Raw genomic sequence first — 22,763 nt, 5'->3', positions numbered from 1 at the left:
CCTCGCCGCCATTTTCTGCGGATGCCGACCATCATGCCGAGGCCGCCATGCTGAACAACAAACCGCCATGCTGAACAAGCCGACCTGGCCGATCCTTGCCGTGACACTCGGCATCAGCCTTGCCAGCTGCAAGGTTCTGCCGACCCCCTCGGGTGATAGCGGCGGCGCTGCCGCCTTCAATCCGGACAAGATGGTCGAGGCGTTGTGGGCGGCGAAGGTGGTGCCCTATCTCAAGCAAAAAGCCGGACCGTTTCCCGAGGTTCATGCCCTGGCGAAAGCCGACCCGGCGGCTGCCGGCGCCAAATACGGCAATCCGAACAAGCAGGCGAATTCGCCGTGGACCTTCGCGGTTCGTGTTGACGGCAAGATCGTTGCCGCAAACACGGGCTCGCGCGCGGCGACGATGGATATCGATGTCGACGGCGACGGCAAGGCGGATGCACGCGTGCAGATCGGTCCCGCCATGCGCGGTACGGCGCTGCGCGACAGCCTCGACTTCGTCCAGTTCAACGACTTCACCAACCAGATCGACTTCGCCCAGTTCGGCAAGGCGTTCAACGCGTATGCCGACAAGACCGTGCTTTCGAAGCTGCCGCGTGAAGCACTGGAAGGCCGCACCGCCAAGGTTCTCGGCGCCTATACGCTCGAAGGCAGCCAAGACCTGCCGCTGGTGACGCCGGCGGAGGCAGAAATCGGGCCGCGGCCATGAGCGATCACGATGTTATTCTGAAGCTGGAAGACGTCTCCAAGGTCTATTCCGGCACGGTTGCGGTCAAGCGAGCGAATTTCGAGGTGCGCAAGGGCGCGGTCAATGTGCTGGTCGGCGAAAACGGCGCAGGCAAATCGACGCTGATGAAGATCATCGCCGGTGTAGAACGACCTACTGCCGGCCGGATCCTCCTGGAAGGGGAAGAAGTTTCCTTCTCGTCGTCCGCCGACGCCGTGAACCGCGGCATCGGCATGGTGTTCCAGGAGTTGAACCTGTTCGGCAATTTGACCGTCGCCGAAAACATTTTCGCCACCCGCGAGATCACCAACCGGTTCCGCAAGATCGACCGCAAGCAACAGGAGCGCCGCGCCGCGCAATTTCTCGAACGCCTGCAGGCCGGAATCCGGCCCGACATGCTGGTCGAGGATCTGCGCATCGGCCAGCAGCAGTTGGTCGAGATCGCCAAGGCGGTTTCGCTCGATGCGCGCATCCTGATCATGGACGAACCCACTTCGGCATTGAGTTCCGCGGAAGTCGAGATCCTGTTCAAGGTGATTGCCGACCTCAAGGCGCGCGGTGTGGCCATCGTCTACATCTCGCACCGGCTCGAGGAGCTGATCCGCATCGGCGACTACATCACCGTGCTGCGCGACGGGCACATCACCGGCCAGGAGGAAATGAGAAACGTCGACACCCGTTGGATCGTACGGCAGATGATTGGGTCCGACGCCAAGGATTTCGCCAAGGCCGATGGCCATGTTCCAGGCGAAGAAATATTCCGCACCGAGGACATCTGCCTGCCGCGTGCGACCGGCGGTCTTGCGGTCGACCACGTCTCGCTCTCGCTGCGCGCCGGCGAGATCCTCGGCATCTACGGCCTGATGGGCGCAGGACGCAGCGAGCTGTTCGACTGCATCATGGGCCGCCATGGCCAGGCCACAGGAGCGATCTTCATTTCCGGCAAACAGGTCAAGGAGCGCGACACGACGCGGCGCATCCGGCGCGGGCTGGCGCTGATCCCCGAAGACCGCCAGCGCGAAGGGCTGGTGTCGATCCTCTCCGTTGCCAGCAATCTGACGCTGGCCAGCCTGTCGCGGTTTGTCCGCCTGTTTCATATCCGCGGCGGCCCCGAAAGGCAGGCGGTGGTGCAGATGGTGCGGGAACTGGCGATCAAGGTTGCCGATCCGGCACAGGAGGTCTCGTCGCTGTCCGGCGGCAACCAGCAAAAGGTGGTGATCGGCAAGGCACTGCTCACCGGCCCGAAGGTGCTGCTGATGGACGAGCCCAGCCGTGGCATCGATGTGGGCGCCAAGGCCGACGTCTTCCGCACGATGCGCAGACTGTCGCGCGACGGATTGGGCATCCTGTTCGCCACCTCGGACCTCGACGAGGTGATGGCGCTGTCCGACCGGATCGCGGTGATGAGCAATGGAAAACTGACCGGCATGTTCGATCGCGCCGAGGCGACGGAGGCCGCCCTTGTCGCCGCCTCGGCGCTTGGCCACGGCCCGGTCCCGCACAAGGAGTACACCGCTCATGACTGACATCCCGGCCAAGGCGGCTATTCCCTCGGCATCGAGCGGCTCGCTGCTGCTGACACTGATGAAGGCGAGGACCTTCATCGCACTGATCGCCGTGCTGGTCTTCTTCTCGATCGCGGCACCGAATTTCCTGTCGACCGCCAACCTGATCCTGATGTCGAAGCACGTAGCGCTGAATGCGTTCCTGGCCATGGGCATGACCTTCGTGATCATCACCGGCGGCATCGACCTGTCGGTCGGCTCGATCGTCGGCCTGTGCGGCATGGTGGCCGGCTATCTCGTGCTCAACGGTATCGACCTGCAGATCGGCTACACCATCTATTTCAATGTCGTCGAGATCGCGCTGATCACGCTGGCGGTCGGCATCCTGATCGGCGCCGTCAACGGATTGCTGATCACGAGACTCAACGTCGCGCCATTCATCGCCACGCTCGGCGTGCTCTATGTCGCGCGCGGCCTGGCGCTGCTGTCGTCGGATGGACGCACCTTCCCCAACCTTGTCGGCAAGCCGGAACTGGGCACCACCGGGTTCGGCTTCCTCGGCGCCGGCCGGCTGCTCGGCCTGCCGGTGGCGATCTGGATCCTGATCATCGTTGCGCTTGCGGCGGCCTATCTCGCCAAATACACGCCGCTTGGCCGCCATATCTTCGCAGTTGGCGGCAACGAACGGGCGTCGCGAATTTCGGGCGTCCGTGTCAACACTGTGAAGATGTTCGTCTATATGTTCTCCGGTTTCTGCGCGGCAATCGTCGGCCTGATCATCTCGTCCGAGCTGATGGCCTCGCATCCGGCGACGGGCGAAAGTTTCGAGCTCAATGCCATCGCGGCGGCGGTGCTCGGCGGCACCTCGATGTCGGGCGGTCGCGGCACGATCGGCGGGACCATAGTCGGTGCCTTCGTCATCGGCATTCTTTCGGACGGGTTGGTGATGATGGGGGTGAGTTCTTTCTGGCAAATGGTGATCAAGGGCCTGGTCATCATTGTCGCCGTCGTCGTCGACCAGGCGCAGCGCCGGCTGCAGAGTCGCGTGACATTGATGCAGATGGCAAAGGCAGGCTGAGCATGGTGGAATTGCGCGGAGCGCTGATCGGCTGTGGCTTCTTCGCCGTCAATCAGATGCATGCCTGGCGCGACATCGCTGGCGCCACGATCGTCGCCATTTGCGACCGCGATCCCGACCGGCTGCGGATCGTCGGCGACCAGTTCGGCATTACCAGGCGCTACACCGACGCGATGGCCCTGTTTGATGGCGAGAACCTGGATTTCGTCGATATCGCCACCACGGCGCCCAGCCATCGTGCGCTGGTCGAGATGGCGGCGCAACACCGCGTGCCGACGATCTGTCAAAAACCGTTCGCGCCAACGCTTGCCGATGCCAAGGCGATGGTGAAGGCATGCACCGATGCCGGCGTGCCGCTGATGGTGCATGAGAATTTTCGCTGGCAGTCGCCAATCCAGGCGGTGCGCGCCGTACTCGACAGCAACGAGATCGGCACGCCGTTCTTCGGCCGCATCTCGTTCCGCTCCGCCTATGACGTGTTTTCCGGCCAGCCCTATCTGGCAACGGGAAAGCGCTTCATCGTCGAGGATCTCGGCATCCACATCCTCGACATAGCCCGCTTCCTGCTGGGCGACGTCTCGACGATCACGACGCGAACGGCGCGCATCAACCCTGCTATCGCAGGCGAGGACGTGGCGACCATGCTGATGGACCACGCCAGTGGCGCAACCTCGGTGGTCGACTGCAGCTACGCCACGACGCTTGCCGTAGAACCGTTTCCCGAAACGCTGATCGAGATCGACGGAAGCGACGGCACGATCCGACTGGCACAGGGGTATCGGCTCACCGTCACCGGCAAAAGCGGCACGGCGGTCAGCGACGTCTCGCCGCCGCTGCTGCCCTGGGCATCGCGTCCCTGGCACAACATCCAGGAAAGCGTCGTTGCCATCCAGCGGCACTGGGTCGACTGCCTGGCGAAGGGAACGGAGCCCGCTACCTCGGGCGCCGACAACCTCAAGACCTTCGCACTGGTCGAGGCTGCCTATGCCGGTGCTGCAAGCCGCGAGCCGGTGCAGCTCGACACTTTGCTCAGATGACCGCCGACACCTTTCACCTCTACGGCACGGATGCGACCGAGGTCGAGCCGTTCAGGCTGAGCGCCGGTGCGCTCAGTGCCGACTTCGTCAACGGCAATCTGCGCACCATCCGCCATGGCGGTACCGAAGTGCTGCGGGCCATCGCCTACATCGTCAGGGATCGCGACTGGGGCACTTACGAGCCCGAACTGACCGACCTTGTCATTGACCAGGGCGATGACACTTTCTCGATCCGCTATTCGGCAAGCTGCACCGGGCCGGACGCAAGCCGGCTCGGATTCCGCGCCACCATCAAGGGCTCCTCCGATGGCCAACTGGTCTTCGACGTCAGCGCCCTTCCCGAAAGCGATTTCGAAACCAACCGCTGCGGCTTCTGCGTCCTGCATCCGATCGCCGGCCTCGCCGGCAGCCCGGTGACGGTGGAGCACACCGACGGCAGCACGGTCGCGACCAAGCTTCCGCTGCTGATCGACCCGTGGCAGCCTTTCAGGGATTTGCGTGCGATCACGCATGAGGTGCGGCCTGGCGTCAGAGCCGAATGCCGGATGGAAGGCGATGTGTTCGAAATGGAGGACCAGCGCAACTGGTCGGATGCCTCTTACAAGACCTATGTGCGGCCGCTCGCTTTGCCGTGGCCCTATATGCTGCCGGCCGGCCAGCCCCTGCGCCAGACAATCAGCCTGCTGATCACTGGTGAGGGCAGAGCACCGGCTGCCTCCGTGGCCAACGGACCGGTCCGCGTTAAGCTCGGCGAGGCCGGACCGAGGAAGCTGCCCGATGTCGGCGTGATCATCTATCCCGAGGATGTCGAGACGGCACTGGCGAACCTGCCGCTGCTGTCGGCGCTTGGCCCGCAACAGCTGGTCCTCCACTACGATCCAACGCGCGGCCATGGGCTCGACGCCTTGCGATCCTTTGCCCGGGTCGCGGCAGCCTACCCGGCCCGGACGACGCTCGAATGCGTTGTTGCCGGCGTGGGCGATCTCGAGGCTGAATTTTCAGCTGTCGCCAGCTTGGTGCACGAGGCAGGGCTAGAACTTTCGGCCATCGCCGTCTCGCCTTCGGTCGACCGGCAGTCGACGCCGCCGGGGAGCGCATGGCCGGAGTGTCCGCCGCTGGAAACCGTCTATGCCGCCGCCCGCCGCGCCTTCCCCGACATCCGTCTCGGCGGCGGCATGTTCAGCTATTTCACCGAACTCAACCGCAAACGCGTGCCGGCGGACCTGCTCGACTTCGTCACTCATTGCACCTGCCCGATCGTGCACGCGGCCGACGATCTCAGCGTCATGCAATCTCTGGGGGCGCTGCCCTTCATCACCCAATCGGTGCGGGCGATCTTCGGAGAAACACCCTACCGGATCGGCCCGTCGACGATCGCCATGCGCCAGAACCCCTATGGTGGCGCGACCAAGGCCAATCCCGGGGGACAGCGCATTGCCATGGCCGACCGCGATCCGCGCCATGCCGGCCTGTTCGGGGCCGCATGGACGATCGGCTATGCGGCACGCGTCGCACCGGCGGGGCTTGAGATGCTGACGCTCTCCGGCTTCACAGGACCGTTCGGCGTGCTGGCGGGACCGGGCGAGCCAGCCGCGGAAGGATCACCTCGGCCGATCTTCAGGGCTATCAAGGGGCTTTGCGAACTGGCCGGCCTCGCACATGTTGCGGCAACGACGAGCGATGAGACCAAGGTGCTGGCGCTGGCCGGGCGCTCCGCTTCCGGTCAGACCATCGTGTGGCTGGCGAACCTGACAGCGGAGGACGTACCGGTCGACATTTCAGCGCTGGGCAGAGGCCACCTGGTCATGACGCCCTACGCGATCACCCGGTTCGGCTGACACTGCGGATTCACTTTTCGGCGTTCATCACATAGAGCGCACGCGAGCGCTCGAGGTGCTTGATCATCGCCTTCTCGGCGCCGTCGGCATCCTTCTTCTCGATGCGGCCAATGATCTCTTCATGCTCAGTCAGCGTGAACTTTTCCTTGCCGGTCCAGATTAGCATTTCGGTGTGATATTCCTTCAGCCAGCCCAGCATCGCCTCGCTGACGGCGACGTAGATCGGGTTGCCCGAAATCGCCGCGATCTGGGTATGAAACTTCATGTCGGCGGATATGAAGGCTTCGGAATCACCGCGAAAGCTGCGCTGCTCGGCGACGGTTGCGCGCAACCGCTGCACATCCTCGGCGGTGGCTTTTTCGGCTGCTTCCCTGACCATGCCTCGCTCGAAGAAGATGCGGGCGTTCTTGAGGTGCTCTAGCGTGTCTTTCGACGACGACAGGATGATCTTGGCTGCGCCGTCGACCTGCCTGATGATCGACTTGGCGGTAAGCTGCAGCACCTTGGCGCGCTCGCCATGCGAGATCGCCACCAGCCCCATATTGCTCAGCGCCTGCATCGCCTCGCGGATCGCCGGACGGCCGACCTCGAAGCGTTCCATCAGTTCGCGCTCCGAGGGCATGTCATCGCCCGGCATCAGTTCGCCGCTGGTGATCAGGCGCTTCAGCCGCAAGAAGACCTCGTCGGAAAGCTTGCGCCGGACAATCGGTTCGGAACGGTTCATCGTCACGAATCACTCCCTTGATCCGGCCTATCTAACACTGCCGCCACAATTCCCGGAAATTGCGGTCGGGTCGACCCGACCAAACTTCCACTCGGATATCTCTTGCAATACTTATGTACTCATTATACCAGATTTCGAGCATCGGTGAACCTTTTTCGAACGCCCGGGCTTGAGACGGCGGACCATGATCACCCTCACCTATCGCATCGAAACATCAGACAGCATCGAGGTGCTGGCGGCCAAGATCGCCAGCGACCAATCGACCGGCACCTTCGTTGCGCTGCCCGGCGAGACCGAGGAGCTGAAGGCCAGGGTGGCTGCGCGCGTCCTGGCGATCCGGCATCTGCCCGACGCCATGCAGCCCTCCATTCCGGAAGCCGGCGATGGGCCGTTCAAGCGCGCCGATGTCGACATCGCATTTCCGCTCGACGCGATCGGCACAGACCTTGCGGCGCTGATGACCATCGCCATCGGCGGTACCTATTCGATCAAAGGGCTGTCCGGCATTCGCATCGTCGACATGAAGCTGCCGGAGCAATTCCGCGGCGCGCACCCAGGCCCGCAGTTCGGCGTCGCCGGCAGCCGCCGGTTGACTGGTGTCGAGGAGCGCCCGATCATCGGCACCATCGTCAAGCCGGCGCTGGGGCTGCGGCCGCACGAGACGGCGGCGATGGTGGGCGAGCTGATCGAAGCTGACGTCGATTTCATCAAGGACGACGAGAAGCTGATGAGCCCGGCCTATTCGCCACTGGCCGAGCGGGTGAAGGCGATCATGCCGCTGATCCTCGACCACGAGCAGAAGTCCGGCAAGAAGGTGATGTATGCCTTCGGCATTTCGCATGCCGACCCGGACGAGATGATGCGCAACCACGATCTGGTGGCGATGGCCGGCGGCAATTGCGCGGTGGTCAACATCAATTCGATCGGCTTCGGCGGCATGGCGTTCCTGAGAAAACGCTCCAGCCTGGTGCTGCACGCCCACCGCAATGGCTGGGACATCCTCACCCGCCACCCCGGCCTCGGGATGGACTTCAAGGTCTGGCAGCAATTCTGGCGGCTGCTCGGCGTCGACCAGTTCCAGATCAACGGCATCGCCTCGAAATACTGGGAGCCGGATGCATCCTTCGTCGAATCCTTCAAGGCGGTGACCACGCCGATCTTCTCGCCCGATGATTGCGCTCTGCCCGTGGCGGGCTCGGGCCAATGGGGTGGGCAGGCGCCGGAGACCTACCAGCGAACCGGCCGCACGGTCGATCTGCTCTATCTCTGCGGCGGCGGCATCGTCAGCCATCCGGACGGGCCGGGCGCCGGCGTCCGCGCAGTGCAGCAAGCCTGGCAAGCGGCGGTAGACGGCATTCCGCTGGCAGACTTCGCCCTGACTCATCCCGAATTGGCACGGTCGATCGAAAAATTCGGCGATGGCAGGGCGGCCTGACGCCATGCAGAACCTGCTGCTCAGCTACTATGGCGACGATCTCACCGGCTCGACCGACGTCATGGAAGCGCTCGAGCTCGGCGGCGTGCAGACGGTGCTGTTCATGCGCCAGCCCGACAAGGCCCAACTTTCGCGTTTCTCACATTGCCAGGCCATCGGATTGGCCGGCACCAGCCGCAGCGAGACGCCGCACTGGATGGACACGCATCTCAAGGACGCTTTCACCTGGCTGAAGACGCTGAACGCCGCGATCTGTCACTACAAGGTCTGCTCGACCTTCGATTCCAGCCCGACGACCGGCAGCATCGGCCGGGCGATCGAGATCGGCCGCTCGGTGTTCAGTCAGGACAGCGTGCCGCTGCTGGTCGGCGCGCCGCAGCTCAAGCGCTACACCGCCTTTGGACATCTGTTCGCCGCCTATCGAGACCAATATTTCCGCGTCGACCGCCATCCGGTGATGAGCCGCCACCCAACGACGCCAATGGATGAATCCGACCTGCTGATCCACCTGTCGCGGCAGACCGGGCTTGCCTCGGGATTACTGGATCTGGCGACCCTGCAATCTGCGTCACGGTCGCAGGCATTCGATCGCCTCGTGGCGAATGGCGCGGCTATCGTGCTTGTCGACGTCGATAGCCACGGGACCCAGGCACTGGCCGGCAAAGAGATCTGGCGCATCCGCAAGCCAGGCGGCTCCTTTGTCGTTGGCTCGTCCGGCATCGAATACGCGTTGCTGGCCGAATGGGCTTCGAATGACATCGTCAGCACTGGACCAGGCTTCACACCGCCGGGTGCTGCCGACCGGATCGCCGTCGTATCGGGCAGTTGCTCGCCGACCACCGAACGACAGATCCGGTATGCCCTGAGCGACGGTTTCGACGGCATCGAGGTCGATCCTGTCGAACTGGTTTCGGAGGCTTCCGAGCAGGTGATCGCGCGTGCGGCGGCAAGCGGCCGCGCCAGCTTGCAAGCCGGGCGCAGCGTCATCCTCTACACCGCGCTTGGCCCCGCCGCCGACAGGGGCGGCGAAATCGACCGGCAGGAAGGCGCCCGCCACAAGCTCGGCCGCGGTCTGGGCGAACTGCTTCGCGCGCTGACGATCGAACAGAAACTGCGGCGCGTGGTCATCGCCGGCGGCGATACCTCGAGCCATGCGCTCGGCCAGATGGGCATCGACGCGCTGACGGTGCGGATGCCGCTGCCTGCCTCGCCAGGCTCCCCGCTATGCGTCGCCCATTCGCGCTTTGCGGTGATCGACGGACTGGAGGTTGCGCTTAAGGGCGGACAGGTCGGAACCGACCGCTATTTCAGCGCGATCCGCGACGGCCTCGGTGGTTGACGGGACAGTCGCCGCGCCCACAACACATCTGTGCGGGTAAGCCTCAGGATCCTGGACTGTTCACGCCCGAAAGCGCGGCAATCACAGCGGCCGTTACTTCGGCGGTGTTGGCTGCGCCACCAAGATCCGGGCTAAGATATTCTCCTCTACCGGTAACGGTTTCGATCGCAACCATGAGACGTCGCGATGCAGCCTGCTCACCCAGATGGTCCAGCATCAAGCTCGCCGTCCAGAACGATCCAAGCGGATTGGCAACACCCTTCCCGGTAATGTCGAAGGCCGAACCATGGATGGGTTCGAACATGGACGGACGATTGCGCGCCGGATCGATGTTCGATGTCGAGCCGATGCCGAGCGACCCGCCAAGTGCCGCAGCCAGGTCGGAAAGGATGTCCGCGTGGAGGTTGGTCGCCAGAACCGTGTCGATGCTGCCAGGCTTGTTGACCATGCGCTGCGTCATCGCGTCGACCAGCATCCAGTCGACAGTCAGACCAGGGTGGTCGCGAACCACTTCGCGCACGACTTCGTCCCAGAGCACCATGCCATGGCGCTGTGCATTCGACTTTGTCACCACTGTCAGCAGCTTGCGGGGGCGCGACATGGCAAGGTCGCAGGCAAAGCGGGCGATCCGTTCGATGCCGGTGCGGGTAAAGACGGCGACATCCATGCCGACCTCGATCGGCAGGCCGCGATGTGCGCGACCGCCGACGCCGGCATATTCGCCCTCGCTGTTTTCGCGGACGATAACCCAGTCTATCTGCTTGCCGAGTTCGGGGCGCAGCGGACCGGTCAGACCGGGCAGCAGACGCGTCGGCCGCACATTGGCGTATTGGTCGAACCCCTGGCAGATCGCCAGGCGCAGACCCCAGAGCGTGATGTCGTCGGGAAGGTTCGGATCGCCGACCGAACCGAAATAGATGGCATCGAAGCCCTCGATCTGAGCCAGACCATCTTGCGGCATCATGCGGCCGTTGCGGCGATAATAGTCCGAGCCCCAGTCAAAGCGCTTGAAATCGAAGGCAAGGCCTGGCTCGACGTCGGCTAGCGTTTCCAGCACCTTGACGCCGGCCTCAACCACCTCCGGGCCGATACCATCGCCGCCGATGACAGCGATCTTATGCAAGGACATTTTCAGATTCCTTCTCGATGGCAGCGACGATGGCGCTGGTCATTCCTTCGGTGTTGGTGGTTCCGCGTATGTCGCCCGTGCGCGTTTCGGGCCGCGAGAGCGCGGCAATGGTGGCTTGCGCGATGATCGACGCCGCGGCGAGCGCCTCTGCAATCTCGCGGTTGTGGCCAAGCCACTCCAGCAGCATGCGGGTGGATTCGACCATCGCATAGGGATTGACGATGCCCTTTCCGGCAATATCGGGAGCAGACCCGTGCGCCGCCTGCGCCATGGCTATGTTGCCTTCGCCGATACACAGGCCGGGCGCCATGCCGAGCCCGCCGACGAGGCCTGCTGCCTCGTCGCTCAGTATGTCGCCGAACATGTTTGTGGTGACGACGACATCGAATGTCTGGGGATCGCGAAGCAACCGCATGGCAAAGGTGTCGACGATCACCTCGTCGACAGCGACGTCAGGGAACTGCTCGGCGGCCCGGTAGCACTCCTCCACGAACATACCGCAGCCGAGCTTGAACACGGTGTCCTTGTGAACGATCGTCAGCTTCCTGCGCCGGGTTCTGGCAAGTTCGAGTGCGGCCTTGGCCACGCGATAGCTGCCAGCACGGGTGATGACGCGGACCGAAATGGTCGTATCGTGCGTTGGACGAAATTCTCCCGAACCGGCAACCACATTGCGATCCGGCTGGAAGCCCTCATTGTTTTCCCGAACGATGACGAGATCGACATCGTCGAACAGCGCGCCAAGTCCGGGAAACGAGCGCGTCGGACGGACGTTGGCGAAAAGGCCGAAGTGCTTGCGCAAGATGGGATGCGGGTTGATCGCGCCAATCACCTTTGGATAGGCGCGATGTCCGATCGGACCGAGTATGAAGCCATCGAGTGTCGAAAGCGTCTCGAGCGTGCCTTCGGGCATCGTCGAGCCGTGTGTGTCGAGCGCCGAGCGGCCAATCGGCATCGGTCGCCAGTCGATGTCGAGACCCGTTCGCGCCGCGGCGGCCCGGGCGATGCGCACGGCAGCAGGCACGATTTCGTGTCCGATATCATCGCCATTGAGGATGCCGATCGTGAGATGGGCCATCGAACCAACCTTTCTGAATGCCGGCTGCGGCGCAGCGCCACGAAGACCGTCAGCCGGCCTTGGCGACCAGGGCCATCAACCGCTCGAGCGAGGGCTGTTCTTCGAGGTCGCGCACCAGCGCGACGACCTCGTCAGCCGCCGAACGGGCAAGGCGGGCATGAGCCGCGTTGTCCCGGAACTTGTCGGCAACCTCTTCATAACTCATCGGATTGGCGGGGCTGCCTTTGCCGAAATCGGCTTCGCCATGGATGACGCGGCCATCATTGAGCGTGACGTCGATGATCGTCGTCATCTTGTGATAGCCTGCCTTCTCGGCCTTTTCGTCGATGACGAAATCCACCTTGTCGATCATGGCCTTGACGTCGTCGCGTTGGGTTGCTGCATCCGTAAACTCGCCAAGCCCGGCCTTGCCGTCGAGCAGCAGGATGGCCATGCAGAATTCCATGGAGAACTTGGCCTGCAACTCATCATGCGGATGGTGATGGATCAGGGCGTTCGGCATGTTGGAATTGGTGCCGATGCGCACGTGCTTCACATCCCCGGCCTTGATGTCATTCTCACGGATGAGGCGCGCCATCTCAGTCATGCCGGGATGGGTCAACGACCCCGAGGGATGCGGCTTGATCGAGATGCCTGGGTTGGCGAACGTCCAGGGAGCGCCGAGGCGTCCGCGAATTGCGTTCTCATCGTAGCCGCCGCCGGCCGCCTGGAAGAACCCGCGCGGGGCCTCCAGTATCTTGTCGGTGGCAGTCCATCCATGGGCGGCGAACTGTGCGGCGGCGACACCGCTTTCCGATGCGCGCCCGGCATGGAACGGCTTGGTCATCGTGCCGAAATTCTCACGCAAGCCAGCCGACTGGCTGCCTGCGATCGAAAGCGCGCGAGCCGTGGTTTTCGCGTCGAAACGCAGAAGCCAGGCCGCAGCCGCGGCCGCGGCAAACGTTCCGCAAGTGGCCGTCGCGTGAAATCCCGTCTGATAGTGGCGGGGGGCGATGGCTTCGGCGATCTTGCACTCGACCTCGACGCCGAGATGATACGCCAGCATGACCTGCTTGCCCGAGGCGCCCACCTGTTCGCCAATGGCCAGAGCCGCGGGCAATGCCGGCGCCGTGGGATGGGTCAGCAAGCCGTAGACGCGATCCGTGGCGACGGCCAGCTGGGTGTCGTCATAGTCATCGGCATGGATGCCGACACCATTCGCGAATGCCGCAAAGCGCGGTGCAACCTTGCGGCCCGCTCCGATTACGGTCGCGGCGCCCGGCATCAGTCCAAGCTCATCGAGATGGCGGCGGACGAGGTCGCCGCTTTGCGCGACCGAGCCTGAAAGAGCCAGCCCAATGCCGTCCAGTATCGACTTCTTGCCAAGGGCCACGACGTCGTCCGGCAGATCTTCCGGAGTGGCCGACGCGACGAATTCCGCCACATAATTCGTGAGACCTGCAGGTGCGGTGTCGTGCATTGATAGTCCTCTCTGTCGAAATTGTAGCGGGCCAACCAGGCATCGAGTTCAAGCTCGACTCCATGTCATGGCCGCCTGATGCAGAGGAGTAGGAAGGCAGTTTTGGTAAACTGTCAACAATTTTTTGTCGACAGGGCAACCAAGTTTTCAGTTCGTCGGACAGCCGCTACCGCAGGCACGCAAATGCTGCCGCGGTATCTGTCCTCGGACCTCGACTACAGGAATGGGTGAGCGTCAGTCGGAGCCGTGGCGCAAAGCGACGCTGGCCCTGCGCGTGCGCGAGGTGCCATTGACGATATGCTCCCGCCCGGCCGTGAAAGCCCGTTGCGGGTCGCGGGCGGCAACAGCCTCAACTATTGCCCGATGCTCGCGGTTGGATATGTCGAGCACGTCGCCACTCGCCAATGCTCGATAGCGCTGGATATGAAGCTCTCGAGCGAGGCCGAGATAGATCTGCGCCAGGCGTGCGTTGCCACACATCCTGGCCAGTTCGGAATGGAATTCCAGATTGACCGGGTAGTACTGGCTCACCTCACCGGTCTTGGCCAGCGCGTCCATGCGGTCGACGAGCGCGCGCAGCCTGGCGACCTCGGGGTCGGTGATCCTCTCGGCAACGCTCATGGTCATGCAGGCGAAGATGTAGGCACGGGCCTCCGAGACATCACGGGCTTCGTCTTCGCTGAGTTCTCGCACGAAAAACCCGCGATTGGGAATAACCTGGATCAGCCCAAGAGCGGCCAGCGCGCTGCACGCCTCGCGGATCGGTCCACGGCTGACCTTGAGTTGCTGGGCCAGGGCGTTTTCGTTGATCCTCTCGTTGGGTGTGAATTCCCCCTCGACAATCATTCGCTCGATTTCGTGCTGCACGACATTGGCAAGCGAGCGCGTGCGCAAAAAGTCGATTGGCGAAAATCCCTGCATGTTCTCGGTTTCGTTAGCCATGGGCCTGAATTCCGTTCAATGCGTCACGGGATATGCCGCTTGCCTGGTCCGGCCCTGATGGGCGCCAACGCGTTGCCTGCGCATCATCCATGGTTTGGTCTCCCTCATCGAATTGATGCCGACGCGTCCAATCGGGCCCATGACTGAGACGATACTTCCTCTTGTCAAGCGAAACGCCGATAATTGCTGTGGAACCAAGCTGTATCCTATCAACTGCCACTCCTGGGCGCCGCGCCGCCGAGAACCGGAACCTTGTTGGCTATGAAGACGACAGTGAACGAAACCACCAGCAGCAGAATACCAAGCACCGAAATCGCGCCGTAGTCGCCGCTTTCGTTGAGGTCGTAGATGATGACCGAGACCAGCTTGGTCTGCGCCGTCGTCAGCAGGACCGTCGCCGACAATTCCCGGATGGTGCCGATGAAGACGAAACACCAGGCCGCGATCAGGCTGGTGCGCAACAATGGCGCGGTGATCTGCCAAAGGGTCTTCAGGCGGGTGGCGCCGAGAATCCGACTGGCTTCCTCTAGTTCCGGATGCACGCCATGGAAGGCCGATGACAGTTGCTGGTAACCAGCCGGAAGCTCAATCGTCAGGAATGCGATCAGCAGGATCCACAGCGTGCCGTAGAGGCCGAAAGTCGGATTGGCGTAGGCCAGGAAAAGACCAACGCCCAGCACAATGCCCGGAATCGCAATCGGCGCGGTCGCCAGCATGCCGAGCAGCGAGGCGCCCGGCACCGCGCGGCGCGCAACCAGATAGGACACGACAAGGGCTATGCCGGTCGCGATCGTTGCCGTAGCCAGACCGAGGATCAGGGTGTTCCAGATGGCGAGCCGCGTGCTGGAGAATTCGAACAGCACGAAATTGAAGTTATGGAGCGTCAAGGAACTCCAGCTGAGCGGTTCGGAAATGTTGTGGGTCAGCGCCACCTTGAGCAAGGCCAGGTAGGGGAACAGGATCGTCACGCACAGGATGAACAGCACGTATGCGCCCGCCAGCCATTTCCAGTTGCCCAGCTTCACACGCCGGGGGGTGCCGCTCTTGCCGCCGAGCACGGTGTAGCCACGGCGCCCAAGCAGCCATCTCTGCCCCCACAGCAAGAGCATTGTGACCACAAGCAAAGGCACCGCGCTTGCTGCCGCGAGATCAAGCCGTGGAGGAAACTGGAAGAAGCTCCAGATCTTGGTGGTGAGAACGTGGAACCCGGCAGGCAGCGCCAGGATAGCCGGCGAACCGAACATGGTGAAGGCCTGGACGATGGCGACCAGAGACCCGGCGAGCATCGCCGGCAGCACCATCGGCAGGGTCACCCGCCGCAATGTGGTGCCTGGCTTGCCGCCGAGGATCGCCGACGCTTCCTCGAGATCCGATGGCACCTTGTCGAAGGCGTTGGCAACGAGCGTGAAGACGAAGGGGAACGAGTAGCAGGTGACCGCGAACACCAGTCCCGTGAAGGTGTAGATGTTGAACAGCGCCTGCGATTGATCGAGGCCAAATGCCCAGCGGTAGATGTTGTTGAGGATGCCGCTGTTGGGCGCGGCCAGCATCGCCCAGGCAATGGCACCCAGGAATGGCGGCGTCACGAAGGATGCAGTCACCAGGCTGCGGACCAGGCGCTGCCCCGGCATGTCGGTGCGCGCGACGAGCCAGGCGAGTGGTGTGGCCACAAGGCAAGAGAACACGCCCACGCAACCAGCCATGCCCAGCGAAATAAGGAAGGCCCGGCGAATTGTGGCATCGGTAAAGAGACGGGCCAGGTTCGCCAGGGTCGGTGAACCGGCCTTGTTGGTGAGGGCGTAGTATCCCAGCCAGAACAAAGGCAGCAGGACCAGCACACACAGAACCACTGCAAGCAGCACGAAGAGCGGTGTCGACAAATCGAACCTGCCGAGGTGTCGCCTGTTGGCGGTATCGGGGGACAATGCAGCGATGGTCACCTAGTCACCTCTGAGTTTGATCCGACGTCGGCGGGTCAACCGCCGATCTGCCCAGGGACGTGGCGATGTCGCCGGTGACGACATCGCAAGATCCTCATTCTGGCACCGATCCGTGGCCGGTGCCGAGCCATTGCTTACGTGCCGAAATACTCTTCGTACTTCTGCTTGATCTCTTCGACGGCATCCCGAACGTTCGACGGATCGGAGTCGAGAAGCTTGATCTGGGAGAGCGGCGTGCGGTTGGATTTCTCCTTCACGTCCGGGCGAACCGAGCGCAAACCGCCGAAATCGTCGTTCAACTGCTGCGCTTCCTGCGAGAACATGAAGGAATAGAACAGCTTGGCCGCGTTCGGATGGGGAGCATAAGCCAGGATTGCGGCGTTGCCGTAGGCGATCGAGGTTCCCTCCGCCGGATAGACCGCCTTGATCGGCACGCCTTTGTCCTGGAGGATGAAGACGTTGTATTCATTACCGTCCGCCTGGATCGGGCGTTCGCCCTGGGCGAGGACCTTCGGCGGCTCCGTCGAGGACTGAACCTGCATCACACCCTGCTTGCCCAATTTCTCGAAATAGTCCCATCCGAGAAGCTGGCTGAGTGCGTAGGTGGCGGTCATCACGTTGCCACTGTAGCCGGGATGCGACTTCACCAGCTTGCCTTTGTATTTGGGATCGAGCAGGTCGGTCCAGGTCTTCGGCGCGTCGCCTTCCTTGACCAGGTCTGTCCTGTAGGCAATCACCGTCAGCGTGGCGCGGAAAGCCGCGTAGAAGCCATCGGGATCACGATCCTTTTCCGGCCACATCTTGGCGACATCCTCCGGAACGGCCGGCGTCAGCCAGTTCTGCTCCTTGAACGTCAGGAAATGGGATGCGTCGGAGGTTTCGATGATGTCGGCGTTGTGGATGCCGCTCGAATATTCCTGACCTATGCGCTGAAAGACGCGCTCCGAACCGGCCCTTTCCACCTGGACCTTGATGCCTGGATAGTGCGCCTCGAATGCGGCGCCCAGTTTCTCGGCGACCTGGACATCGGTTGAGGTGTAGTAGACGACCGATGCTTCCTTGGTTGCCGCGGCAACCAGGTCGTCCGTAACTTTGTAGGGTTCGGGCGGACCGGCCCAGGCCAATTGACCCCATGCCAAGGCTGCTAAAAGCGCGCCTGCTGCGACTTTCTTATTGGACATTCTCTCTCTCCCTAGTGTGCGAGCGCCCGGCAACGATCAGGTGGGCAATGAAGCCAAATTTGCTGGTTTTCCGGGACCGCGACATCGACAGGCGCGATCGCCCGCACGGTTTCGCCACCTGATAGATTGACAAGATAATCGCGATGCGACCCGAGATAGACTTGGCGCACGACCTGTCCGGTGGCCCAGTTGCTCGGATCGCCCTTCGGTTTCTCGTTGGTGAGATGCAGATCGTGATGCCGCACGGATACGGCGGTCTGGCCGTTGGCGGCATAGTCGCCGCTGCCACAGCGCAGCAGCAGACCGTTGCCGCATTCGACGGTGTCCGTTCCGACCCGCTTGCCCTTGAAGATGTTGGTGCCGCCGATGAACTGTGCAACGAACTCAGAACGCGGCCGCTCGTAAATGTCTTCGGGAGAGCCGGCCTGCTCGACATTGCCCTGGTTCATCACCACGATGACATCGGCAGCGGTCATGGCCTCCGTCTGATCGTGCGTGACATAGACGGTCGTGTAGCGGAACTCATCATGGAGGCGGCGGATCTCAAACCGCATCTCCTCGCGAAGATTGGCATCGAGATTGGAAAGCGGCTCGTCGAGCAGCAGCGTCTCCGGCTCGATGACAAGCGCCCTCGCCAAGGAAACACGCTGCTGCTGACCGCCCGACAACTCGCCCGGATAGCGCTCGGCCAGACTTTCGAGCTTGGTCGCCTGGAGGATGCGGCCTGTCTTTGCCTGAATGTCGGCCTTGCCCATGCGACGAAGCCGCAAGCCGTAGGCGATGTTCTCGAACACCGTCATATGCGGCCAGAGCGCATAACTCTGGAAGATCATCGACATGTTGCGCGCTTCCGGCGGTTCGCTGGCGTGGGGCGACGACACAACCCGGCCGCCGACGCGGATCTGACCGTCCGACGGCTGAACGAAGCCGGCAACCAGGCGCAGGGTCGTGGTCTTGCCGCAGCCCGAAGGTCCGAGCAGGCACACCAGTTTTCCCTTCTCGATAGCGAGATCGACCGCGTTGACCACCGTCAGCTTGCCGTAGCGCTTGGTCAGCTTATCGAGTTCCACAAAGGCCATCGGTCCTCCCGAAACATTTCCTCACAAACGCGATGCGCCTGTGCCTCATACCAAAGGTCGGTCTATTTTTGTCAATTGTCAACAATTAACTGACGACTATCTGCACGAATCACAAAGCGCTGCCATCTGCGTTGAATCGAAATGGCTTTGCGGCGCGCTATCCGGCGGCCCACAACAGCCCGCAAAAGACCAACGATCCTGCGGCCATCAGCGTCAGTGGACCCAAACGAATTGTTCGCGCGGCAACGGCGACCACGATTGCCACGCACCAGGCAATCCATCCCCCTTTCGCGTTGCTCAAGAGAGTGAACACGCTTGACAGCACCAGCCCGGCGGCGAGCGGGGCCAGGCCATAAACCAAAGCCCCTTGCCATGCCGCATTGGGGCGGCTGTGCCAGAAATGCGCGATCACGATCACCAGCAACGACGACGGCGCAAAAATCGCAATCGTCGCAACGATCGCGCCCGCCCATCCGGCAAGATGCCAACCCATCAGCGTGACGATCAGGGTTCCCGGTCCGGGCGCAACGCGGGAGATGGCAAACATGTCGAGGAAGGTCTTGTTGGTCAACCAATGCTGGTTGTCGACAACGCTGTGCTGCAGTTCGCCCAGAATGGAGGCCCCCCCGCCGATGGCCATCAAGGACAGAGGCGCGAACACCAGAAACAGGCTGACAAGCAGATTATCGTCTTTCATGGCGGCTTCTTGCAAAGCCGACGCCGATGCCGATGGGTGCAAGCACCGCCACAACGACGAGAGCCGAGAAATGAAAGACAGTCGCGCCGATCAGCGTGCACGTGAAGAGGGCAATTGAAACCGCGTCGACACAGGCATAGCGCATGGCAAGGTAGCCGACTGACAGTGACAAGCCGGCTGCCGCAACCGCGAGACCCACGAGCATAGCGCCGATCACGGGATCGGCGCTCAGCTTCAGCACGATATTTCCTATCAGAACTATTGCGACCGCGGGGGGCAGCACCACCGCCGCCAGTGCCACCACGGCTCCGACGACACCGCGACATTGAAACCCGAGCCAGAGCGCCAGGTTTGCAACATTGACACCAGGAAGGGACTGGCTAAGCGCCAGCCCTGACAGAAACTGCTTGTCGCTGAACCAACGCCGATTCACTACGAATTCCGTGTGCATCATGCCGTTCACACCACCGCCAATGCTGGTAATGCCGAGCTTGGTGAACGCCAGGAAGAGATCAAGGAGGCTCGGTGGGGGCGACGTGTCAGGCGCCAGCGGGACATCCATTTGATCCATGAAACCTCCGATTCTTCCTGCTTTCAAACCAGGGATGCGCTCGATCGCTGCGTCGGTGGCACTGTATTCTGTTGACAGTTTGCAGTAAATAGTCGATCACTACCCCATGAGGGCCGAGCTTGAATTTCTCCAGAACCACTCCCTGACGAGCGTCCTTCGACGTGAGTTGGAAACCCTCATCCTGTCGGGAGAATTTGCCCCTGGTGAGCGATTGAACGAGAATTCGCTGGCAATCCGCTTCTCGGTGAGCCGGGGTCCGATCCGCGAAGTCTGCCGCGCGCTCGCCGAAAAAGGCTTGCTCGAGCTCGTGCCCAATCGAGGCGTGTTCATGCGCAGGATTGGCGAGGAACAGGCGGCCGAACTCTACGACGTGCGAGCAGGCCTGTTTGCATCGGCGGCGCGGCTGCTGGCGACCAAGGTCACGCCGGAGCAGATTTCGGAACTCCAGAGTTTACTCGATCGCATGGAAGAAGCGGTTCTCGCGAATTCGCTCGACAACTACTATCCGCTCAATCTGGAATTCCACGATTCCATCCTGCGCTTTGCCGGGAACAGCCGGCTGCACAAAGCCTATTCCGAGCTCGTCAAGGAACTGCACCTGTTTCGCGAGCGCGCGCTGCTGCAAGGCGGCGGCCTGACCGTATCCAATATCGAGCATCGCCGCATCGTGGCAGCGCTGGGAGCGGGCGACGCCACAGCAGCCATGGATGCAGCGTTTGCGCATGTGCTGAGCGGCAAGAGCCGCATGACCCTGCCGGCTGCAGCCGACACGGAGCATTCGACCGGCGGTGCCGCCAAAACCACGGACATCGCATGAACGGCGCGCGGGAACTTGAGGGGCGCGTCGCCATCGTGACCGGTGCAGGACGCAACATCGGGCGCGTGATGGCGCTGGAACTGGCTCGAGCCGGAGCCGCGGTGGTCGTGAACGCACGCACATCTCGTGCCGAAGCCGAAGCTGTCGTCAACGAGATCACCGCCGCCGGAGGCAGGGCTACGGCCGTCCTGGCCGACGTCGTCGACCCGAATGCCGTCGACGCGCTGGTCGGCGCGGCTGTCCGGCAGTTCGGCGGCATAGACATTCTCGTCAACAGCGCCGCCGTGCGACGCGAAACCGCGTTCGAGGATCTGAGTTTCACCGAATGGCGCGAAGTGCTTTCGATCATCCTCGATGGTGCGTTCCTCACCGCCCATGCGGCGCTCCCGCATCTCAAGAAATCAGGACAAGGTGTGGTAATCAACATCGGCGGTCTGTCGGCTCATACCGGCGCCAGCGGTCGCGCCCATGTCATCGCGGCCAAGGCGGGCCTGGCCGGATTCACCCGGGCGCTCGCCCATGACCTTGCCGGTGAAGGCATCACGGTCAATTGCGTTTCACCCGGCATGATCGACACTCAACGTGCCGGCGGAGAACCCTCTCATCATGCCGGGAAACTGCCGCCTGTCGGGCGGCGTGGAACACCCGAGGAAGTTGCACTGCTCGTGCGCTATCTCTGCGGACCGGCGGCTCGCTACATCACCGGCCAGACCGTCCACGTCAATGGCGGTGCCTTCATGGCGTGATGCACGCCAATCAGCAAGCACGCCGATGCACCGGGCGGTGCCCGACGGCGATCCAGGGAGATCAAATGATGGACGTTACAGCCATTCTGGCGCGCTATGTCGTGTCGGCATCCGCGGACAGCGTCCCGGCAAACGTCCGGCGCGAAGCGGTGCGCTCCTTCCTCAACTGGACCGGCTGCGCGGTGGGCGGCTCGCAACATCCAAGCGTCGACATTGCCTTGTCGGCGGTGTCACCGTTCGCCGGCAACGATCAGGCTGCGATCCTCGGCCGCAGCGAACGGCTGGACGCCCTGAACGCCGCGCTCATCAACGGCATCGCCAGCCATGTCTTCGATTTCGACGACACACATCTGAGGACCATCATCCATCCGGCCGGACCGGTCGCCTCCGCGATCCTCAGCCTGGCTCAGATGCAGACGGTGAGCGGGCGTGATCTCCTGCACGCCTTCATCCTCGGCGTCGAGGTCGAATGCCGCATCGGCAACGCCGTCTATCCCGCGCACTACGACATCGGCTGGCACATCACCGGAACCGCCGGCGTTTTCGGAGCCGCCGCCGCGGCAGGCCGCCTGCTCGGTCTCAACGAACAGCAGATGATCTGGGCGCTCGGCATCGCCGGCACACAGTCTTCGGGTTTTCGTGAGATGTTCGGAACCATGTGCAAAAGCTTCCATCCCGGCCGCGCCGCGCAAAATGGACTGCTCTCCGCCGTGCTGGCGCAACGCGATTTCACCTCGTCAAACCGCGTGCTTGAGGCGCCGCGCGGTTTTGCCCATGTCATGTCCACCGAGCGGAATTTCGATGAGATCACAAAAGGCCTGGGCGAGAGTTTCGAGATCGCTCTCAACACCTACAAGCCGTTCGCTTGCGGCATCGTCATCCACCCGATCATCGACGGCTGTGTGCAATTGCGCAATGAATTCGGGCTGAAGCCCGATGAGATCGAAAGCATTGCGCTGGAAGTCGACCCGTTGGTGTTGGAATTGACCGGCAAGAAGACCCCGCAGGTCGGCCTCGAAGGCAAATTCAGCGTCTACCATTCGGCAGCGGTCGCCATTATCGAAGGCCGCGCCGGCGAGGCAGAATACAGCGATGCAAACGTGCGCGATAAGCAGGTCATTGCGCTGCGCGATCGCGTCAGCGCGGTGGCGTCGCAAAGCCTCGCTGAAGACGAATGTCACGTCACGATCAAGCTCAGGGACGGTCGCGTGCTCAAGAGGCATGTCGAGCATGCGATCGGCAGCCTGGCGCGGCCGATGACCGACGACGACCTCAACGCAAAGTTCGGCGGACTGGCCGAACCGGTTCTGGGTGCAAAGGCAACGGCGCGTCTGCGCGGCCTGTGCTGGGATATCGAGAGCCTCGAAGACACCGCTGCGATCGCCCACGCCGCAACCCCGGTTACCTAGAAGGCGGGTTTCGCCGACGTCAGCGGCCAGCC

20 protein-coding genes are annotated in these 22,763 nt (G+C 62.6%); 10 read left to right on the top strand and 10 right to left on the bottom strand.

Annotated features, from left to right (window positions below; genetic code table 11):
* The first annotated feature begins 67 nt into the window (after positions 1-67).
* Genes AC1DYW_RS07875 through apnL form a run of 5 tightly spaced genes read left to right on the top strand, consistent with a single transcriptional unit; the run spans position 68 to position 6,185 of the window.
* Entirely contained in the window at positions 68-709 is a 642-nt protein-coding gene (locus AC1DYW_RS07875; RefSeq protein ID WP_477225735.1) for a DUF2291 family protein, read from the top strand.
* Entirely contained in the window at positions 706-2,253 is a 1,548-nt protein-coding gene (locus AC1DYW_RS07870) for a sugar ABC transporter ATP-binding protein (RefSeq protein WP_477225734.1), read from the top strand. The genes AC1DYW_RS07875 and AC1DYW_RS07870 overlap by 4 nt, the downstream gene beginning before the upstream one ends.
* Positions 2,246-3,310 (top strand): ABC transporter permease, encoded by a 1,065-nt coding sequence (locus AC1DYW_RS07865; RefSeq protein WP_477225733.1) that lies wholly within the window; start codon positions 2,246-2,248, stop codon positions 3,308-3,310. The genes AC1DYW_RS07870 and AC1DYW_RS07865 overlap by 8 nt, the downstream gene beginning before the upstream one ends.
* A gap of 2 nt (positions 3,311-3,312) precedes the next feature.
* A complete protein-coding gene (locus AC1DYW_RS07860) occupies positions 3,313-4,347 on the top strand; it encodes a Gfo/Idh/MocA family protein (RefSeq protein WP_477225732.1) in 1,035 nt (344 codons plus the stop codon).
* Positions 4,344-6,185: a D-apionate lactonase gene (gene apnL / locus AC1DYW_RS07855; RefSeq protein WP_477225731.1), complete on the top strand. Its 1,842-nt coding sequence runs from the start codon at positions 4,344-4,346 to the stop codon at positions 6,183-6,185. Before AC1DYW_RS07860 ends, apnL begins: the two co-directional genes overlap by 4 nt.
* A gap of 10 nt (positions 6,186-6,195) precedes the next feature.
* Here apnL and AC1DYW_RS07850 read toward each other — a convergent pair whose 3' ends face one another.
* On the bottom strand, positions 6,196-6,909 hold the full coding sequence (locus AC1DYW_RS07850; RefSeq protein WP_457153140.1) for a transcriptional regulator NanR: 714 nt from the start codon (positions 6,907-6,909) through the stop codon (positions 6,196-6,198).
* Between the two features lie 184 nt (positions 6,910-7,093).
* Here AC1DYW_RS07850 and oiaX point away from each other — a divergent pair, with 184 nt between their 5' ends.
* Together oiaX and AC1DYW_RS07840 are read left to right on the top strand one after the other, a co-directional pair.
* Entirely contained in the window at positions 7,094-8,344 is a 1,251-nt protein-coding gene (gene oiaX / locus AC1DYW_RS07845) for a 3-oxo-isoapionate-4-phosphate decarboxylase OiaX (RefSeq protein ID WP_477225730.1), read from the top strand.
* Between the two features lie 4 nt (positions 8,345-8,348).
* Entirely contained in the window at positions 8,349-9,683 is a 1,335-nt protein-coding gene (locus AC1DYW_RS07840) for a four-carbon acid sugar kinase family protein (protein WP_477226406.1), read from the top strand.
* A 43-nt stretch (positions 9,684-9,726) separates the two neighbouring features.
* Here the strand turns inward: AC1DYW_RS07840 and AC1DYW_RS07835 are convergent, their stop codons facing one another.
* The 9 genes from AC1DYW_RS07835 to AC1DYW_RS07795 all read right to left on the bottom strand — a co-directional run bounded on the left by AC1DYW_RS07835 (position 9,727) and on the right by AC1DYW_RS07795 (position 19,759).
* A complete protein-coding gene (locus AC1DYW_RS07835; RefSeq protein WP_477225729.1) occupies positions 9,727-10,812 on the bottom strand; it encodes a tartrate dehydrogenase in 1,086 nt (361 codons plus the stop codon).
* Positions 10,799-11,890, bottom strand: coding sequence for an isocitrate/isopropylmalate dehydrogenase family protein (locus tag AC1DYW_RS07830; protein WP_477225728.1), 1,092 nt, complete (start codon positions 11,888-11,890; stop codon positions 10,799-10,801). The genes AC1DYW_RS07835 and AC1DYW_RS07830 overlap by 14 nt, the downstream gene beginning before the upstream one ends.
* A 49-nt stretch (positions 11,891-11,939) precedes the next feature.
* Positions 11,940-13,349 (bottom strand): MmgE/PrpD family protein, encoded by a 1,410-nt coding sequence (locus AC1DYW_RS07825; protein WP_477225727.1) that lies wholly within the window; start codon positions 13,347-13,349, stop codon positions 11,940-11,942.
* A 234-nt stretch (positions 13,350-13,583) separates the two neighbouring features.
* The gene (locus tag AC1DYW_RS07820) at positions 13,584-14,291 is read right to left on the bottom strand and encodes an FCD domain-containing protein (RefSeq protein WP_477225726.1); all 708 of its coding nucleotides are present in this window, start codon (positions 14,289-14,291) and stop codon (positions 13,584-13,586) included.
* Positions 14,292-14,500: 209 nt separating this feature from the next.
* Positions 14,501-16,231: an ABC transporter permease gene (locus AC1DYW_RS07815; RefSeq protein ID WP_245330953.1), complete on the bottom strand. Its 1,731-nt coding sequence runs from the start codon at positions 16,229-16,231 to the stop codon at positions 14,501-14,503.
* Positions 16,232-16,365: 134 nt separating this feature from the next.
* Positions 16,366-17,412 carry an ABC transporter substrate-binding protein gene (locus tag AC1DYW_RS07810; protein ID WP_477225725.1) on the bottom strand — a complete coding sequence of 349 codons (1,047 nt, stop codon included), beginning with the start codon at positions 17,410-17,412 and terminating at the stop codon, positions 16,366-16,368.
* Positions 17,413-17,423: 11 nt separating this feature from the next.
* Complete coding sequence (locus tag AC1DYW_RS07805) at positions 17,424-18,491, bottom strand: ABC transporter ATP-binding protein (protein ID WP_477225724.1); 1,068 nt, start codon at positions 18,489-18,491, stop codon at positions 17,424-17,426.
* Positions 18,492-18,648: 157 nt separating this feature from the next.
* Positions 18,649-19,188 (bottom strand): chromate transporter, encoded by a 540-nt coding sequence (locus AC1DYW_RS07800; RefSeq protein WP_477225723.1) that lies wholly within the window; start codon positions 19,186-19,188, stop codon positions 18,649-18,651.
* A complete protein-coding gene (locus tag AC1DYW_RS07795; protein WP_477225722.1) occupies positions 19,175-19,759 on the bottom strand; it encodes a chromate transporter in 585 nt (194 codons plus the stop codon). The genes AC1DYW_RS07800 and AC1DYW_RS07795 overlap by 14 nt, the downstream gene beginning before the upstream one ends.
* 106 nt (positions 19,760-19,865) lie before the next feature.
* Here AC1DYW_RS07795 and AC1DYW_RS07790 point away from each other — a divergent pair, with 106 nt between their 5' ends.
* From AC1DYW_RS07790 to AC1DYW_RS07780, 3 genes are all read left to right on the top strand, one after another.
* Positions 19,866-20,576: an FCD domain-containing protein gene (locus tag AC1DYW_RS07790; RefSeq protein WP_477225721.1), complete on the top strand. Its 711-nt coding sequence runs from the start codon at positions 19,866-19,868 to the stop codon at positions 20,574-20,576.
* Positions 20,573-21,322: a 3-oxoacyl-ACP reductase FabG gene (gene fabG / locus AC1DYW_RS07785; RefSeq protein WP_477225720.1), complete on the top strand. Its 750-nt coding sequence runs from the start codon at positions 20,573-20,575 to the stop codon at positions 21,320-21,322. Before AC1DYW_RS07790 ends, fabG begins: the two co-directional genes overlap by 4 nt.
* A 65-nt stretch (positions 21,323-21,387) precedes the next feature.
* Positions 21,388-22,731 carry an MmgE/PrpD family protein gene (locus AC1DYW_RS07780; RefSeq protein ID WP_477225719.1) on the top strand — a complete coding sequence of 448 codons (1,344 nt, stop codon included), beginning with the start codon at positions 21,388-21,390 and terminating at the stop codon, positions 22,729-22,731.
* Positions 22,732-22,763 lie beyond the last annotated feature (32 nt).

It is taken from the genome of Mesorhizobium sp. P2_D5, from assembly GCF_056404355.1.
Note: the sequence above shows the minus strand (reverse complement) of the source record. Positions and strands in the feature narration are given on the sequence as shown.